The organism is Streptomyces sp. NBC_00286 (assembly GCF_036173125.1).
Classification (GTDB): domain Bacteria; phylum Actinomycetota; class Actinomycetes; order Streptomycetales; family Streptomycetaceae; genus Streptomyces.
Map to the genome: position 1 here is coordinate 9,808,356 of NZ_CP108054.1, position 17,062 is coordinate 9,825,417.

At 68.9% G+C, this 17,062-nt stretch carries 16 protein-coding genes and 2 pseudogenes; 12 read left to right on the forward strand and 6 right to left on the reverse strand.

Translation table 11 applies throughout. The features are described from left to right. Positions 1-54 precede the first annotated feature (54 nt). Positions 55-1,224 carry a lipid II:glycine glycyltransferase FemX gene (locus OHT21_RS44310; protein ID WP_328773897.1) on the forward strand — a complete coding sequence of 390 codons (1,170 nt, stop codon included), beginning with the start codon at positions 55-57 and terminating at the stop codon, positions 1,222-1,224. Between the two features lie 523 nt (positions 1,225-1,747). On the opposite strand, the gene OHT21_RS44315 is transcribed toward OHT21_RS44310, so the two are convergent. Continuing rightward, complete coding sequence (locus OHT21_RS44315) at positions 1,748-2,398, reverse strand: TetR/AcrR family transcriptional regulator (RefSeq protein WP_328773898.1); 651 nt, start codon at positions 2,396-2,398, stop codon at positions 1,748-1,750. 114 nt (positions 2,399-2,512) lie between these two features. Here OHT21_RS44315 and OHT21_RS44320 point away from each other — a divergent pair, with 114 nt between their 5' ends. From OHT21_RS44320 to OHT21_RS44330, 3 genes are all read left to right on the forward strand, one after another. Then, on the forward strand, positions 2,513-2,680 hold the full coding sequence (locus OHT21_RS44320) for a hypothetical protein (protein WP_328773899.1): 168 nt from the start codon (positions 2,513-2,515) through the stop codon (positions 2,678-2,680). An 11-nt stretch (positions 2,681-2,691) separates the two neighbouring features. Beyond that, positions 2,692-3,252, forward strand: coding sequence for a hypothetical protein (locus OHT21_RS44325; RefSeq protein ID WP_328773900.1), 561 nt, complete (start codon positions 2,692-2,694; stop codon positions 3,250-3,252). A gap of 153 nt (positions 3,253-3,405) precedes the next feature. After that, positions 3,406-4,203 carry an alpha/beta fold hydrolase gene (locus OHT21_RS44330; protein ID WP_328773901.1) on the forward strand — a complete coding sequence of 266 codons (798 nt, stop codon included), beginning with the start codon at positions 3,406-3,408 and terminating at the stop codon, positions 4,201-4,203. Between the two features lie 159 nt (positions 4,204-4,362). On the opposite strand, the gene OHT21_RS44335 is transcribed toward OHT21_RS44330, so the two are convergent. The 5 genes from OHT21_RS44335 to OHT21_RS44355 all read right to left on the reverse strand — a co-directional run bounded on the left by OHT21_RS44335 (position 4,363) and on the right by OHT21_RS44355 (position 8,063). Next, positions 4,363-5,232 (reverse strand): F510_1955 family glycosylhydrolase, encoded by an 870-nt coding sequence (locus tag OHT21_RS44335; RefSeq protein ID WP_328773902.1) that lies wholly within the window; start codon positions 5,230-5,232, stop codon positions 4,363-4,365. A 32-nt stretch (positions 5,233-5,264) separates the two neighbouring features. Next, a complete protein-coding gene (locus OHT21_RS44340) occupies positions 5,265-6,290 on the reverse strand; it encodes a C40 family peptidase (RefSeq protein WP_328773903.1) in 1,026 nt (341 codons plus the stop codon). 225 nt (positions 6,291-6,515) lie between these two features. Further along, on the reverse strand, positions 6,516-7,427 hold the full coding sequence (locus OHT21_RS44345) for a M56 family metallopeptidase (protein WP_328773904.1): 912 nt from the start codon (positions 7,425-7,427) through the stop codon (positions 6,516-6,518). Beyond that, a complete protein-coding gene (locus OHT21_RS44350) occupies positions 7,424-7,798 on the reverse strand; it encodes a BlaI/MecI/CopY family transcriptional regulator (RefSeq protein ID WP_328773905.1) in 375 nt (124 codons plus the stop codon). Before OHT21_RS44350 ends, OHT21_RS44345 begins: the two co-directional genes overlap by 4 nt. After that, entirely contained in the window at positions 7,710-8,063 is a 354-nt protein-coding gene (locus OHT21_RS44355) for a heavy-metal-associated domain-containing protein (protein ID WP_328774455.1), read from the reverse strand. Before OHT21_RS44355 ends, OHT21_RS44350 begins: the two co-directional genes overlap by 89 nt. Before the next feature lie 156 nt (positions 8,064-8,219). Here OHT21_RS44355 and OHT21_RS44360 point away from each other — a divergent pair, with 156 nt between their 5' ends. The 8 genes and pseudogenes from OHT21_RS44360 to OHT21_RS44395 all read left to right on the forward strand — a co-directional run. Continuing rightward, the gene (locus tag OHT21_RS44360; RefSeq protein ID WP_328773906.1) at positions 8,220-8,633 is read left to right on the forward strand and encodes a DUF6153 family protein; all 414 of its coding nucleotides are present in this window, start codon (positions 8,220-8,222) and stop codon (positions 8,631-8,633) included. 85 nt (positions 8,634-8,718) lie between these two features. Beyond that, the gene (locus OHT21_RS44365) at positions 8,719-9,345 is read left to right on the forward strand and encodes a DUF305 domain-containing protein (RefSeq protein ID WP_328773907.1); all 627 of its coding nucleotides are present in this window, start codon (positions 8,719-8,721) and stop codon (positions 9,343-9,345) included. A 264-nt stretch (positions 9,346-9,609) separates the two neighbouring features. Further along, positions 9,610-10,050: a hypothetical protein gene (locus OHT21_RS44370; RefSeq protein WP_328773908.1), complete on the forward strand. Its 441-nt coding sequence runs from the start codon at positions 9,610-9,612 to the stop codon at positions 10,048-10,050. A 770-nt stretch (positions 10,051-10,820) separates the two neighbouring features. Next, positions 10,821-11,972, forward strand: coding sequence for a PLP-dependent cysteine synthase family protein (locus OHT21_RS44375; protein ID WP_328773909.1), 1,152 nt, complete (start codon positions 10,821-10,823; stop codon positions 11,970-11,972). Beyond that, positions 11,972-13,270, forward strand: a complete 1,299-nt coding sequence (locus OHT21_RS44380) for an MDR family MFS transporter (RefSeq protein ID WP_328773910.1) — start codon at positions 11,972-11,974, stop codon at positions 13,268-13,270. Before OHT21_RS44375 ends, OHT21_RS44380 begins: the two co-directional genes overlap by 1 nt. A 349-nt stretch (positions 13,271-13,619) precedes the next feature. Next, positions 13,620-15,212: a phosphoglycerate dehydrogenase gene (gene serA, locus OHT21_RS44385; RefSeq protein WP_328773911.1), complete on the forward strand. Its 1,593-nt coding sequence runs from the start codon at positions 13,620-13,622 to the stop codon at positions 15,210-15,212. Positions 15,213-15,689: 477 nt separating this feature from the next. Next, a pseudogene (locus OHT21_RS44390) lies at positions 15,690-16,779 on the forward strand (integrase core domain-containing protein). A gap of 168 nt (positions 16,780-16,947) precedes the next feature. Next, a pseudogene (locus OHT21_RS44395) lies at positions 16,948-17,043 on the forward strand (RidA family protein); the annotation flags it as partial. Between the last annotated feature and the right edge of the window lie 19 nt (positions 17,044-17,062).

Below are 17,062 nucleotides of genomic sequence, written 5' to 3' on the forward strand. Positions count from 1 at the left end.
GTCCCGCCGCCCTCCCGGCGGAGGAGTACGGAACGGATCGAGGAGACCTGCCACATGGCCGTGACAGAGGCGCAGATGTCCGAAGCCACACACACCCGCAGCCACGAGGTGCTGACCACGACCGCCGAGCAGCACCTGGGGTATCTGGACTCTCTCCCCGGACAGGCGAGCTTCCTGCAGTACCCGTCCTGGGCCGCGGTGAAGGCAGGCTGGAAGGCGGAACGGCTCGGCTGGTTCGACAGCTCGGGACGCCAGTGCGGCGCGGCCCAGGTGCTGTACCGGCAACTGCCCGGAACCCGCCGGTACTTCGCCTACCTGCCGGAAGGGCCGGTGGTGGACTGGGCGGACCCGCGGCTGCCGCATCTGCTTCAGCCGCTGCTGGACCATCTCCGGTCGGCCGGTGCCTTCGCGGTGCGGATGGGGCCGCCGCTGCCGTACCGCCGCTGGAATGCCGCGACGCTCAAGGAGGCGGTCGGTCCCGGTCGCCGCGTCGGGGACGTACTGCCGGACCTCGTCGACCCGGTCGGCGCGGCCGTCGCGGACCGGCTGCGGGCGGCCGGATGGCGGCGCTGCGGAGAGGAGGGAGACTCCGGCGACGCACAGCCCCGCTACCTCTTCGAGGTGCCGCTCGCCGGCCGCGGCCTCGACGACCTGTGGGCGGGGCTGAACCAGGAGTGGCGGCGCAACATAAAGAAGGCGGCGAAGGCCGACGTCGAGCCCTGCGTCGGTACGGCCGACTATCTGCCGGAGTTCTACCGGCTGCTGCAGCTCACCGAGCGGCGCGACGGTTTCCGGCTCGGACGCTCGCTGGACTACTTCCAGCGCCAGTACCGGGAGCTCAACGGGGAGGAGCCTGGCCGCATGCGGTTGTACCTGGCGTGGCACGACGGGGCGGTGCTCGCCGCGCACACACTGATCGTGGCGGGGCGCCGGGCCTGGTACCAGACGGGGGCGTCCGCAGACCACCGCCGTGAGGTGCGGCCGAGCAACGCCCTGCAGTGGCGGATGCTCCGGGACGCGCACGCGCTCGGTGCCGAGGTGTACGACATGCGGGGCGTGCCCGACGTACTGGATCCGCAGGAGCGGCCGTTCGGCCTGATGCGTTGGAAGCTCGGAACGGGAGGCCAGGTCGTCGAAACGCTCGGTGAGTGGGAGCTGGCGCTTGAAGGCGCCGTCAACAAGACCCTGCACCGTGCCATGCAGAGGTATCTGGCACGGCGCTGAGAGCAGCCCCGGGGCGTGCGGATCGGTCATGGGGAAACAGTAGCCGTGAAGTGCTAAGTAATTTAGTAATGGGTTCCACTCTGAATCCGAAGTCCGCCCGGGACTACGTGCAACCCGCCCTACGGCGGGTGCACGAACGTAACGGTGCCGCCGGAGTTGCGACGCAGGGCGCACTCGGCCCCATGTGCGGTGCTGTGGTGGCGGAATCGTGTGCCGGCCCCTCCGGCCATGGCCTTGCGCGTGCTGCGGGCAGATTCAGCCCAGGGAGCTGATGAAAGCGAGCGCCTGGGAGCGGCGTTCGAAGGTGCTGCGGTGCAGCGACGGCGTGCATGTGGGCCTGGACGACCATGTAGACGGAAGAATTCAGGATCGTAGGGGCAGAGCGTGCACCTCAGTCGTCGTCGGTGCCAGTGCACATTCCCCGTCCCGTGCTGAGTCGGTCAGTCCTCTTCTGCGATGCGGGGCTTGAGGGCCGCTGAGGCTGCTGCCCAGGCTGATGTGGAGTCGCGGGAAGAGGGGCGAGTCAGTGGCCTGGTTGCCCTGCCTGGCGGCCGTGGTGCTCGTGTCGGCTCGTCGGCTTCCGGTCGTCCGGCGTGGGGTGCCCGTCGCGCAGCCCGGACAGGGTCACTGTGACGAGCCGGTCGGCCGCCTCTTCGGAGGGCAGGGCGGCAGCGGCCGTCAGGGCGTGGAGGCAGTAGATCGCCAGCTCGTCGGGCGCGACGTCGTCACGGAAGACGCCGGTCCGCGCGCCCTCGGCCAGCAGGTCCCGGATCATGCCGCGGAGCTGCTGCTGCGCTTGGACGACGCGCTCGTCTCGGTGAAGGAATGCCGAGAGTTCGGTGCCGTGGTGCCCGCGGGACTGGCGTGAGATGTGAGCGAACGCCCTCAGGACCGCCTCGAGTTGTTCGTCGGCTCCATCAGTCTGATCGCGGACCTCTGTGAGCTGTCCCAGGTGTTCGGTGATCTGGCGGTCGTGCCAGGCGAGCAGGATCGCCTCGACGTCTGGGAAGTACTTGTACAGCGTGGCCCGGCCGATGCCGGCCTTCTCGGCGATCTGCGACATCGTCACCGACCGCAGGCCCTGCTCGGCTGCCAGCTCCGCGGTTGTGTTCAGGATCGCTTCGCGCACGGCGCGGCGGTGCGCCTCGATCGTCTCGTTCCACAGCTTCGGCACCGGATCAGTGTACGTGGCGGCGATGTCGATACAGTCTGGTTGATGTCGTGGACACGGTGTCTCGTAAACTGCCTACACATCGCACGTCATCCGAGCACCACGAAGGACACGCACATGGCTGACTCGCCCTCCCGCCCGGACGCCGTTGGTCAGGAGCCCGGTCCTGCGGCGCATCCCGGTATGCCACGCTGGGCGAAGTCGCTCGCCATCGCCGCCGGCGCAGCCCTGCTCGTGGCGTTCGTGCTCATGCATGCCATCGGCGGCGGCATGGGCGGCCACTGACCGTGACGGCCATGAACCCCCGTCTCCGCAAGCTCGCGCTCACCGCGCACGTCACCTCCTCGGTCGGCTGGCTCGGCGCCGTCGCCGTCTTCCTCGCCCTCGCCGTTGTCGGTCTGACCAGCCGGGACGCCCAGACGGTGCGGGGCGCCTACGTCGCGATGGAGTTGACGGGCTGGCTCGTCCTGGTCCCGTTGAGTCTTGCCTCGCTGCTGACCGGACTGCTCCAGGCCCTGGGGACCGCGTGGGGCTTGTTCCGTCACTACTGGGTCCTGTTCAAGCTACTGATCAACGTCGTGGCGACCGTCCTGCTGCTCGTGCACATGCAGGTTGTCGGCCAAGTCGCCGATGCCGCGGCCGAGGCGAGCGTGTCCGCCAGCGATCACTTCGGGATGAGGGTCCAGCTGCTGGCCGACGCCGGAGCAGCTCTGCTGGTACTGCTCATCGCGGTGGTGCTCTCGGTGTACAAGCCGAAGGGGCTGACCCGTTATGGCTGGCGCAGACAGCAGGAGTCCCGGACGCGACAGCGAACCGCCGAGCCGGGAGATCAGGCGGCCGGGCTCGCGGTCGGCTGATGCGGGGACGAGCCTTGTATGCCGGTCGTTCAGCCGCGGCAGGCGCAACCGGTATGGGCTGTTCTCGGCCCCGCCCCCGATGAAGTACCCCCGCCGGGTATGGTCGGTGGTCTGTTCGGACGACTGCGTCCTGGCCTGCGGGGAGACGACACGATGGACATCACCTACCAGGGCAGCGATGGATGCCCCCTCTATGCGGTGAGCGTCGGAGCGGGTCCAGCGGTGTTCCTGCTGCACGGCGGCGGCCCGGATCATCGCAGCCTTCTGCCCCTGGCGGGTCTCCTGGCCGACCGCTACCGGGTCGTACTGCCGGACGTGCGCGGGTACGGCCGGTCGGTCTGCGTCGATCCAGCCCGCCACACGTGGTCCCAGTACGCCGACGATGTCCGTGCGCTGATGGACCATCTCGGACTGTCGCGGGCTGCAGTCGGTGGTACCGGTCTGGGCGGCACCATCGCATTGCGCGCCGCCACGGCCCACCCCGAGCGGATATGGGCGGCACTGGTGATCAGCCTGGAGGACATCGAGGACGACGATGCCAAGCAGGCCGAGGCCGAGCTGCTGGAACGGTTCGCCGCCCGCGTGCGGTCCAGCGGGCTCGGCACCGCGTGGAGTGATCTACTGCCGTCCCTGGCCCCCGTCATTGGGAACCTCGTACGCGAGGCCATTCCCCGCGCCGATCCCGCGAGCATCGTGGCCGCGTGCGGCATTGGTCGTGATCGGGCGTTCCGCAGTGTCGACGACCTGAGGGCCATCACCGTCCCGACCTTGATCGTGCCGGGCGCCGACGCACGACATCCCGGCGAACTCGCCGCGGCCGCCGTCCAGGTCCTGCCCCACGGCGAACTCGCGCCCGCGGCCCCGTTCGGCACGGTGGAAACAGCCGAGGAACTCGGGCGGGCACTCGCTCCCGCCTTCAAAGCCTTCCTCGATTCCCACATGCCGGCCTGAGCAGGCAGTCGCGCCCTGCAGTGTGAAGGGCTGCTGAGCGGTACCGCGGAGTTGGCGCTGCTCAGGCAGGTGCTGGGGCTGTGTCTTCGTCCTGAGTATCCGGCTGTCCCGCGGCTGTCCTTCGGACAAGGGTCGTTGATCCCCAGCCCGTCAGCGGTGTCACGACGTGAGCGGCGCGAGTTCGGTGAAGGTCTTGCCGCCGTCGCGGGACTCGTGCACGCCCGTCTGTGTCGCGGCGAGGATGTGGTCGGCGTTGACAGCGGTCAGGGCCTGGGGCTGTCCGCCGGGCACGGCCGTAAGCTGCTTCCACGTTTTGCCACCGTCCGCGCTGCTGCTCAGCTTCCCGGACGGGTCGATGCCGAACAGGGACTTCTCCGTGGGCCAGGACAGGAACGCCTGCACTGGCTCGGCCCTCTCGGCAAAGGTGCGCCCGCCGTCGGTACTGGTGACGACGCCCTCCGCGGTGGTGGCCAGCAGCCTGCCGCCGTTGGGACTCACCGCGAGGTCGAGGGCCTCCAGCGTCGCGCCGTCCTCCCAGCTCTTCAGGTCCCTGCTCGTCCGGATCCGGCCGCCCTCGTATCCATAGACCGTGCCCTTGGCCGACTCCAGGGAGTGGAAGTCGGCCTCTCCCGACAAGGACCGGGACGTCCAGGTACGGCCCGCGTCCTTGCTCTCGATCAGGCCGACATTGCCCGGACGGTCGCTACCGGGGGCGCCATGTCCGCTGGCGATGAAGGTGTTCTCACCGGTGATGGTGAAGCCCATAAAGTCGTCCTTGCGGTCGCCGACGAGCTTCGGCTTCTCCCCCTCGGCCATGGTGTACAGGCCGCTGTGGGTGGCGACGTACGCACGTCCGTCAGCGGGATCGACACCCAGGCCGTGCACATGAGACAGAGCCTCCGACGAGTCGGATGCGTCTGCCGTCATGTCCGCGTCAGAGGAACCGCCTCCGCAAGCGGCGAGGACCAAGGCGGAGATCGAAGCGCCTGCCATGGCGAGCAGGGGGCGGACAGCCGGGCGTGCGGTCACTGAAGTTCCTCGGGCAGTGCGGAAGTTGACGCTCAGGGCCTGCTGGCGGCGAAGAACGGCATCGAGTCCAACGGGACGATTTCCACGTTCTTGCCGGTGCGGGGCGCGTGGATGGCCTTGCCGTTACCGACGTACATGCCGTTGTGCTGGGTGCTGTTGTACCAGTAGATGATGTCGCCGGGCTGCAGGTCCGACTTGGCGACCTTGCGGCCGGCGTCGTACTGCTGTTGGACGGTACGCGGCAGTGAGACGCCCGCCGCGCGCCAGGCGGCGCCGGTCAGGCCCGAGCAGTCGTAGGAGTTGGGGCCGGTCGCGCCCCACTCGTAAGGCTTGCCGAGCTGCGCGTACGCGAAGTCGAGTGCGGCCTTGCCGCGGCCGCTGGCCGGGCCGTTGTACGTCGCCGGGGAGTCGCTGGCGCCCGCGGCGGCGTCCTCACGCTCCTGATCGGCCTCCATCTTGGCGCGCTGGGCGGCAGTCAGGCTGTTGAGGAGCTTGCGCGCCTTCGCCAGCTTGTCCTGGACCTCGTCCTTCGTCTTCGCGGCCTTGGTGCGCGTCTCCTCCAGATCCTTCAGACGCTTCTGGGCGGCCAAGCGCTCCTGCGCGATTTCGCGCTGCTTGCTCTGCATCGTCCGCAAAGCTTCGGCCTGTCGGCTGCTCGTGCGGTCGAGCATCTGGGCCTGGTCGAGGTAGTTGTCCGGGTCGCCGGACAGGAAGAGCTGCACGCTCGGGTCGACGCCGCCGCTGCGGTACTGCGCGGCCGCCAACGGGCCTATCTCCTCGCGCAGTTCGTTGATCTCCTGCTGCTTGCGGGCCAGCCGGTCCTGCGCCTGGTCGGCCTCGCGCTGCAGCTTCTTCTGCTTCTCGCGGACGGCGTTGTACTCCTCGGTGGGGGCCTCGGCCTCCTCGTAGAGCCGCTCCACCTCCTTGCGGACCTCGTCCACAGTGGGGTTGGGGGCCGCCTGGCTCTGCGTCGGCAGGAGGCTGACGGCGCCGGCGGCCATGCCGAGCGTGGCGATCCGGGCGCGGCTGGGCGGCTTCGGCCGACGGTGCGTTCCCATCGTGGAGTGACTCCTCTGCGCGTCTGTGAACCGGGCGACGGGCTCTGGTCGTCGTGCGACACCAGCCGGCTTCGGCACTGCCCCATGGATCCGACACTGGGCGCGAGCCTTGGCCCGAGCCCAGCGCCGATTCATCGAGCGAGTTTAGAACTTAGTAGCTTCGTATTACGTATCGCAAGTGAATCCGAGTCACAGCGGCCTCACGCGGAGCATGTCTGCCCGGCGTCAGCCGAGACCTGGCGGACAGGCGACCAGCAGCGGCAGCAGCGGCACCGTCACGACCGCGGCGGCCGCAGAACCCCACAGGGCGGGGTGCGGAGCCTTGCGGGGCCCGAGGACTCGCTTCAGGCGGATCAGTACATTCTGGCCGCCCGCTGCCAAGGCGCCCTTCGGGGTGCGGGCCGCCGCCATCTCGTACATCGCCGTGGCCAGCACCTCGTGGGAGTGGCTGCGCAGTGCGCGGTCGTCCGCGATCATCTCCAGCAGGAGCGCCGTCTGCTCCCGGGCCTGGCGGGCCAGCGGCAGCCACCGGAACACCGAGTGGAAGGCTTCCATCGCGGCCAGGAACAAGTGGTGACGTCCCACGATGTGGGCCTGCTCGTGCTCGAGAACGGCGGCGAGCTGCTCGGGTGTCAGTTCGCGTACGGCCGCGTCGCTGATCACGATCCGGGGGTCCCGGCCGGGCAGGCAGTAGGCGGCGGGCACGTCGTACGGCAGGACGGTGGCGCGGAGCCGGGCCGAGCGGCGGCCCACCAGGTCGACGGCATCCCGATGCTCGGTCCGCACCCGACGGGCTCGTACGACATGGAAGACGAAGCTTGCCACCAGGGCGATCCCGATCGCGGCGGGGACGCCGACGGCAAGCCGGTCCGCGGTGTTCGGATCGGGCTGAGCCGTGCCCACGTCCACTCCGCAGGTATGCAGCAGGCCCACCAGACCCGCGTGCAGGTGCTCGGCCGGCATGGCCAGGCTGTACGCGGCCAGCGCGGCCCCGAGCGAGAAGGAGACCGCCAGGGCGTGCCACACCGCCGCCGCCAGGGCGGGGGCCCGGTGCTGCCAGCTGCCGCGCAGCATGAGGCGCGGAGCGACGAACCCCACCGCTGCCGTGTAGCCGACCAGGGCAGGGGCCGCGTTCACGGTTTGGCCTTGTCCTGTCGTCCCGCTGTCCGCAGGGCCTTGCGCAGGGCGGCCATCTCGTCCTCAGACATATTCGAGACGAATTCGACCAGCGCGGCCGGGCGGTCCTTGCTCTCTCCCAAACCGTCCTCCATGAGCGCGGCGGCGTACGCCTCGCGGCTGCGTACGGGTGTGTACAACCAGGCGCGACCCTGCTTGCCCCGCAGCAACCAGCCCTTGTTGTACAGGATGTTGGTGACGGTCATCACCGTGGTGTACGCGACGGGACGCGTCTTGTTGATGTCATCGACGACCTCCCGCACCGTCGCCGGACGGTTCCACGTCCAGAGACGATCCATGATCTCTGCCTCGAGATCCCCTAGCCGTCGCATCGCCCTGACTTCCTTTCGCCACTGAGTACGCAAGGCCATAGTAGACGGCCGCTCGGTCGGGCTTTCGGCGCGAGGGCGAAATCGTCAGCTCGCCCTGGGAGTTCGTAACTCGCCTCGCCGGCGGCCTCGCCATCCGGGTGTCGTCAAGCGGGGTGGCGGACGTCACGGTGACGCGGCCCGTGGGGATGTCGACCTGTACTTCGACGACGCTGTCGAGTGCCGAGACCCCTTCTTTCACGGCGCTCTCGCAGTGGCTGCATGACATGTCGGACACGTGATACTCGGCCGTCGCCACGTGGGCCAATGGCCAATGGTCCCTCCCGGCGAGGCTGCGATACCGCCGGTGGGTATCGCGTCTCCGTGTCTATTCCCGCGGCCTCCGGGATACATGAGGCTGATGATCTATGCCTACGATGAGTCCGTGACCCGCTTCGGACAGCTCCCTCGACCGCACTCGACGGTGCAGTCCTGCGGGCTGCTCGTATGCGCCCTGCTTCTGGGCCTGCTCGGTATGCACGGACTCGGGCCGGTCCCGGAGGTCACCGCTGCCTCAGGGTACGACCGGATGGTGTCGGTCGCGCACACGGACGTCATGGCGTCGATGCCGGGCGAGTGTGATCACGGCGAGGGCGGCTGTTCGGGCCACACCGACCATGCCGATCCGACCTGCGCTTCGGCCTCCGTCGCCGGGGGTCCCGTAGTGGCACCGGCACTCCTGCCCGCTGTGGCAGCCTGCGCCGGCACGGCGGACGTACCTGCTTCCGCGGTCGGCAGCGAGCCCGACGGCGGACGCGCTCCGCCCTCACTCTCCGAACTTCAGCTCCTGCGGATATAGAGCACCCCGCGCGTCGCCGTACGCCCACACGGGCGGCGCCGCGTCTCGGTATGCCCTTCACGATCCGAACGCAGGAGTTCACTTCATGACCGCACACCGCATTACCGCTCTCGCTGCCACCGCGGGAGTGGCAGCCCTCGTCCTCGCCGCCTGTGGCGGCGGAGGGCACGACATGGGGTCCATGGGCTCCGACTCCAGCCCGTCCGCGTCCGCCTCGGCCAAGGCCGGTAACCACAACGACGCAGACGTCTCCTTCGCGACGGACATGATCCAGCACCACCGCCAGGCCGTCGAAATGGCCGACCTGGCCGCCGACCGCGCCTCTTCGCAGGAGGTCGAGGACCTCGCCACGAAGATCAAGGGCGCGCAGGACCCGGAGATCAAGACCATGTCCGGCTGGCTCACCTCGTGGGGCGAGGAGGTCCCCGCGGACATGTCCGGCATGGAGGGCCACGACATGGGCGACATGTCGTCCGACATGCCCGGCATGATGAGCAGCGAGGATATGGACAGGCTGGAGAAGGCCTCCGGCGCCGAGTTCGACAAGATGTTCCTCGAGATGATGATCAAGCATCACGAGGGAGCCGTCGAGATGGCCGAGACTCAGAAGGCCGACGGCAAGTACGGTCCCGCCGTGAAGCTCGCGGACGACGTGATCACGGCCCAGACCGCCGAGATCGAGCAGATGAACAAGATGCTCGGCAAGAGCTGACGCGGCGGCAGAAACGGTGCGGTCCGGCGGTGCACATCGCCCGCCCGGCCGCACCGTTGTCCGTTCTCCACGGCCGTCACACAGGGCCGAACAAGGCGTTTGCGAACGATGAAGTCCCCAGTCGTTGGGCGCGATTGGTCCCAACAAGTGCTCTGGCGTGACGTCATGTGGCTGGGTTCACGCGATGTTCTCCTGAGACGGCGTGCCGGGGCCTGGCGATCAGGTTAGGATCACATCGTGATTACGGCCTGGTCTCCTTCTCGTATGCCGATGAGCCGCTCATCAGCGGCTCTGTGGCGTGTGCTGGGGCTTGGCCTGTTCCTCTTCGGCCTGCTGTATACGCATACCGTCAGCCCTGACACGACGGTGAGTCACCTCGCCTCCGACAAGGGTGTTTCGGCGTCGGGCGTTCATTTCGAGCACACTGCCGAACACGAAAACGTTGCGAGTGCCACGTCGGCGCAGCCGACGGGCGAGCAGCCGGAGGGCCATCACGACGGCCACAGACAGCAGCACGCCGATGCGGACTGTGCGATGGGGCAGCCTTCGCAGGGTCCAGCTGTAACGGAGCCCTGCCTGTCTCCGCTGAGCTCGGAGAACGGCGAGGAAACACCCGGCTTCGCGCCCGCCCGCCACGCCGCCGCGGCACGGGACTTCGCGGTCCCGAGAACGCAAGCGGCAGACTCCGCGGTTCTTCGTATCTAGGTCAGCGCCTTCCGAACCGGTCGACCCTTCCCGGGATTTCTCGACTCGGCCCAAGGCCGCGTCGCGCCCTCTCCCGGCGACCGGCCCATGGCGTCTGACCTCCTGCGCACAGCGCCCCACAGCGTGGTGCGGGGACGGTCGACGGCCCACTTCCCCCACCCCCCCCCACCGATCCCTGCCCCGACCTGGAGAGCTCCCGTACGGGCAGTGACCGCCGCGCGGAGGACCTGTGCCGCCCACCCCTGCCCTTTCCCGTGCCGATGACTCATGCGTACGTCCGCTCCTCCGGAAGAGCCGACTCGTTCGGGGCACGCTGTACGCCCTGCTGTGCATGCTGCTGGTGTGCCTCGGCGATCAACACCATGCGCCGGAGTCGCCCGCTCGTTCAGCCGCGGCGTCGAGTGAAGCCCCTCTGCCCGCAGAGGGCTCCGACGGCGAGAATCTCGACCCGTCCGAGTCTCCCGACCGTTGCCACGGTCCCCGCCTCGGGCAGGCCATCTCCCCACAGTCGTCCCCTCGGGTTTCGCCGCCTGCCGTCGCCGCGCTGTCGCTGACGGACGCCACAGCAACTCCCGTGCGCCAGCCCTCTGGCGCCGTGCGAAGACTGCTGCCCAGCGGCGGCCGGTCCGCTCTTACCGCCATCTGTCGGTGGCGCATATAGGAGCCGCCCCGCGGGTCGGCCCTGGTCGCCTCGCCGCGCGGCGTGCCTTGTCCGTCGCGCGAGATGAGCATCCGCACGCGTTCCATATCGATACGAAAGAGCGAAATAAATGCACTCCATGACCAAGAGTGACCTCACTCCCGCCGGCTCCGGCTCCGCCCTACGGGGACTTGTCGGCGACACCCCGCTCCTGCACGTCTCCCAGCCCTTCACCGAGCCGGGCCGCGGCTTCTGGGCGAAGCTGGAGGGCTTCAACCCCGGCGGCATCAAGGACCGTCCGGGCCTGCACATGGTCGAGCGCGCCCGCGCCCGCGGCGAACTTCAGCCGGGCGCCAGGATCATCGAGTCGACCAGCGGCACCCTCGGTCTGGGTCTCGCCCTGGCCGGAATGGTCTACGGCCACCCCGTCACACTGGTCACCGACCCGGGGCTGGAGATGTCCATGACCCGGCTGCTGACCGCCTACGGAGCCCAGGTCAATCTCGTCTCCGAACCGCACCCCACCGGGGGCTGGCAGCAGGCCCGCCGCGACCGGGTCGCCAAGCTGATGGAGCAGCACCCCGGCTCGTGGTGCCCGGACCAGTACAACAACCCCGACAACACCACCGCGTACACCCCGCTCGCCCTCGAACTGGCCACGGAACTCGGCCACATCGACGTACTGGTGTGCAGCGTGGGCACCGGCGGACACTCCGCCGGAGTCTCCCGGGTCCTCCAACAGCTGTATCCCGACCTGAAGCTGGTCGGCGTCGACACCATCGGGTCGACCATCTTCGGGCAGCCCGCCCGGCCCCGGCTGATGCGGGGCCTCGGCTCCAGCATCTACCCGCGCAACGTCGCCTACGACAACTTCAGCGAGGTGCACTGGGTGGCCCCGGCGGAGGCGGTGTGGACCTGCCGCCAGCTGGCCACCTCCCACTACGCCACCGGCGGCTGGAGCGTCGGCGCGGTGGCGATGGTCGCCGGCTGGCTGGCCCGCACCCTGCCCGCGGACACCCGGATCGCGGCGATCTTCCCCGACGGCCCGCAGCGCTATCTCGGCACGGTCTACGACGACGACTACTGCTCCGCCCACGGCCTGCTCGACTCCCCGCCCGCGCCCGAACCGGAGGTGATCGGCCGATTGGACGAGAAGGAGGTCACCCGCTGGACCCGGTGCACCACCGTGGTCGACCCGCTCACCCTGAACAGCGAAGGGCGGAACGCCGACGTACTGGAACTTGCCGGCGCCGCCGAGGCCGACTCCGAGGAGACGGCCTGATGAAGAGCACCATCGCGCAGGTTCGTACCTACGAGCGCAGCGTCCAGCTGTTGATGGTGAATCAGTTCACCATCAACCTCGGCTTCTACATGCTGATGCCCTACCTGGCCGCGTATCTGGCAGGTCCCGTGGGCCTTGCGGGCTGGCTGGTCGGGCTGATCCTCGGCGTCCGCAACTTCAGCCAGCAGGGCATGTTCCTGCTCGGCGGAACGCTGGCCGACCGGCTCGGCTACAAGCCGATGATCATCGCCGGGTTGGTGCTGCGCATCCTCGGCTTCGCGACCCTCGGATTGGTGGAGTCCGTACCCGCCCTGCTGGCCGCGTCGGCGGCGACGGGGCTGGCCGGGGCGCTGTTCAATCCCGCCGTACGAGCCTATGTCGCGGCGGACGCGGGTGAGCGGCGAGTCGAGGCGTTCGCCCTGTTCAACGTGTTCTACCAGGCCGGGATCCTGCTCGGCCCGCTGGTGGGCATGCTGCTGACGGGCGTGAGCTTCCGTGTCACGTGCCTTGTCGCGGCCGGGATCTTCGCTCTGCTGAGCATCGTCCAGATCCGGGCCCTGCCCGCCCGCCGGGGCGACGACGCGGGGCGCGGACAGGACCAGGAGGGCGTGCTGTCCCAGTGGCGGGGCATCGTGTCCAACCGGCCGTTCCTGCTGTTCTCGGTTGCCATGATCGGCTTCTACGTCATGCAGTTCCAGGTCTACCTTGCCCTGCCGCTGGAGGTACGGCGCCTGGGCGGCGACGGGACTTTCGGCACGGCGGCGGTGGCGGTGCTGTTCGCCGTCTCGGGCTTGAGCACCATCCTCTTCCAGACCAAGGTGACCGCCTGGTGCAAGGCCCGCATGGAACCGGGCCGCGCACTGACATGGGGGCTGCTGACCATGGGGCTGGGGTTTGTACCGCTGCTGGTGGCCACCGCGGTCCCGGTACCGGACGGCGGGGTGGGGCTGTGGCTGCTCGCGGCCGTGCCTCCTGCACTGTCCGCGCTGCTCCTCGCGATCGGCACCATGATCGCGTACCCCTTCGAGATGGACACCATCGTCCGCCTCTCCGGCAACCGCCTCGTCGCCACCCACTACGGCCTGTACAACACCATCTGCGGCATCGGCATCACCCTCGGAAACCTGCTGACGGGTGCCGCGCTCGACGCCGCCCGGGCCGCCGGGATGTCCGCGCTGCCGTGGGTGGCGCTGTTCGCAGTCGGCCTCGCCTGCGCGGCCGCCCTCTACGGGCTGCACCGCACGGGCCGCCTGGCGCCACCGGTACGCGAGGTGAAGCCAGAGACCGCGAACGCATAACACGACGTCACCTGGTGGAGGGGGCGGACGATTTCGCTTCCGTCCCCTCCGGCCGGCCACGCCCACGTCGATGGTTGGGCCTGTGCGCCGGCGTCTTGCGCCCACGGACACAAGCACCGTCAGGCGCTCGCCCATCCGTGCCACGGCCACCTGACCACCTGGCACGTCACCTGCCGTCAGAACGTACTCGCGCATCACGCCGCCATCGCCCCCTGCGCCGGCGCGGCAGGTGACGCCTCAATGCCGACCGCACTCCTCCAGCACCCGCAGAACCACATCGCAAGCCGCCACCACTTTCGGCCGCTGAGACGGCCGTCCCCCAAGCAATAGGTAAGGACTGAAGACCCCCGTGAGCCCGAAACCCGCCGTACTGATCGCTGAAGAACTGTCGCCCGCCACCGTTGACGCGCTCGGCCCGGACTTTGAGATCCGGCACTGCAACGGCGCCGACCGAGCCGAGCTCATCCCGGCGATCGCCGACGTCGACGCGCTCCTCGTGCGCAGCGCGACCAAGGTCGACGCCGAGGCCATCGCCGCGGCCAAGAAGCTGAAAGTCGTCGCCCGCGCCGGTGTCGGCCTCGACAACGTCGACGTCTCCACCGCCACCCAGGCCGGCGTGATGGTCGTCAACGCCCCCACGTCCAACATCGTCACGGCCGCCGAGCTCGCCTGCGGCCTGCTGATCGCCACCGCCCGCAACATCCCGCAGGCCGACACCGCCCTGAAGAACGGCGGGTGGAAGCGCAGCAAATACACCGGCGTGGAGCTGAGCGAGAAGACCCTCGGCGTCGTCGGCCTCGGCCGCATCGGTGTCCTGGTCGCCCAGCGCATGTCCGCCTTCGGCATGAAAATCGTCGCCTACGACCCGTACGTACGCCCCGTGTTGGCCGCGCAGATGGGCGTCAAGCTGCTCTCACTGGACGAGCTGCTCGCCGTCTCGGACTTCATCACCGTGCACCTGCCGAAGACCCCGGAGACGCTGGGCCTGATCGGCGAGGAAGCGCTGCACAAGGTCCAGCCGCACGTCCGGATCGTCAACGCCGCGCGCGGCGGGATCGTCGACGAGCAGGCGCTGTTCAACGCGCTGAAGGAGGGCAGGGTCGCGGGCGCGGGCCTGGACGTGTACGCGCAGGAACCCTGCACGGACTCCCCGCTCTTTCAGTTCGACGAGGTGGTGTGCACCCCGCACCTCGGCGCCTCCACGGACGAGGCCCAGGAGAAGGCGGGCATCGCCGTCGCCAGTTCCGTCCGGCTCGCGCTCGCGGGCGAGCTGGTCCCCGACGCGGTCAACGTGCAGAGCGGCGTCATCGCGGAAGACGTACGATCCTGGCTGCCGCTCGCCGAGAAGCTCGGCCGGATCTTCACCGCCCTGGCGGGCGAGGTCGCTGTCCGGTTCGACGTCGAGGTGTACGGCGAGATCATCCAGCGCGACGTCAAGGTCCTCGAACTCTCCGCGCTCAAGGGCGTCTTCCAGGACGTCGTCGAGGAGACCGTGTCCTACGTGAACGCCCCGCTCTTCGCGCAGGAGCGCGGCGTCGAGGTCCGCCTGACCACCAGCTCCAAGTCCCCGGACCACCGCAACATGCTGACCGTCCGCGGCACACTCGCAGATGGCGAGGAGGTCTCGGTCTCCGGCACCCTTGTCGGCCCCAAGCACATCCAGAAGATCGTGTCGGTGGGTAAGTACGACATCGACCTGGCGATGGCCAACCACTTGGTCTTCCTGCGTTACGCCGACCGCCCCGGTGTCATCGGCACCTTCGGCCGCGTTCTTGGCGAGGCGGGCCTGAACATCGCCGGCATGCAGGTCTCCAGGGCGGCCCTCGGCGGTGAGGCTCTGGTGGTCTTGGACGTCGACAGCAACGTCCCGACCGACGTTCTCAGCGAGATAGCCCAGGAGATCGGCGCCACCTCGGCCCGTTCGGTCAGCCTGGAGAACTGACCGACAGCACAACCGTACGCACTCGGGCGCGGTGCACCGCGCCCGAGTGCCGTCCAGCGGGAATACGCGAAGGCGGACGGCCGGCCTACGGGCTGCCGCGACCGCTTGCCGCCCGGCGCAGGCCCCCTGCGGGGCGATGCTGATTCCTGCCACGACACCCGGCGGAACGACCGCCGCGGTGCCCGCGCCTGCACCCGACCGGAGGACCGGATCCCTTGGGACGGCAGGTGAGGGTGCTTGACGGCCCTCTTGCGGTCATCGACTCCGCGAGCGGGAAGCGACCGACGGCCGTGTCCCTTTTTCTGCTGTGCCGGGGCGACGTACGACGACTCACGACGAATCCACCCAAAGAAGGGAGATTGCGGGTGCCGATAATTCATCCGGCCAGGTCACGGCCTTGATCACTGTCTCGGGGCGCACCCGCCGCTCGTCCCGGTGTCTTCACGTGGACCGCGGACGGCGGCATCATGATCCGTCGTGCTCCTGCGCCTGGCCTACTTCGCCGCGACCCACACCTTGACGCTCCTGCGTCTGCTGCCCATGAGCGGCCGCGATAAGGATATCGAGATCCTTGCCCTACGGCACCAACTGCTGGTCCTGCAACGCCAGGTCGGCAAGCCCGCGTTCACCAACACCGACCGTGTAATCCTCGCCGGCCTGCTCCACCGCCTCCCGAGAGACAAGCTGCGACAGCTTCTGCTGCTACAGCCGGACACGATCTTGCGCTGGCACCGCGATCTGCTCAAGCGGCGCCATGCCGCGACCTGCGTGCCGAAGCGCCGCGGGCGCCCGCCCACGATCCGCTCGATCCGCACCCTGGTACTGCGCCTTGCCCGCGAGAATGCCTCCTGGGGGTACCGCCGGATCCACGGCGAGCTCGCGGTCCTGGGCATTCAGGTCGCCGCCTCCACCGTCTGGGAGATCCTGAAGGAGCACGGCATCCCGCCCGCGTACGAGAGACAGAGCACCACCTGGGCCGACTTCCTGCGCGGCCAGGCCGACGCACTGCTCGCCTGCGAACTCTTCGAGGTCCGCACCCTGACCGGTGCCCGCCTGTACGTCTTTGTCGTTCTCGAGCACGCCACCCGGCGCATCCGCATCCTCGGCACCACCGCACACCCCACCGCCGAGTGGGTAGTGCGGCTCGGGCGGAACCTCGTCATAGACCTCGAGGACGCAGGCAGCAAGGCCAGGTTCTTGATACGCGATCGCGACTCGAAGTTCACGCAGGCCTTCGACGCCGTCCTGGCCGACGCCGGACTCAACGTCATCACCACCGGAATCCGAGTGCCCAGGATGAACTCCCTCATAGAGCGCTGGATCCAGACCTGCCGACGCGAGCTCCTGGACCGCACCTTGATCTGGAACCAGAGCCACCTCCTGCACGCGCTCCGCGAGTTCGAGTCCTTCTACAACGGACACCGGCCCCACCGCGCCCTGGGGCAAGCAGCCCCGCTCCGCCCCCTACCTGCACCGATCACCGAACCAGGGCAGATCGGCCCCCTGGAAGCCCATCGACGAGATCGACTCGGCGGGACCCCTTCACGAGTACCAACGCGCCGCCTGAGCTGGGCGGATGATTTATCGGCATCGGCACAGCCCGGAGAAGGGCGCAGGTACCAGCATTCGACTGGCCAGCGACCCTACATTGGACGGCGCGACCGGCGGCTACTACAGCGCCACGGGGCCGGAAACGTCCTCCGAGCCGTGTCCGGATCTTGAGCGGAACACGAAAGTGCCTCCGGTACCGCCGACCACTTCGCCGGGCGTTGCAGCGCTGGACGTGCCCGACCGTCTGGTCGAGGTCGAAGCGACCGCGATCATCGGCTGAACAGGGGTTCCTCGCGCTG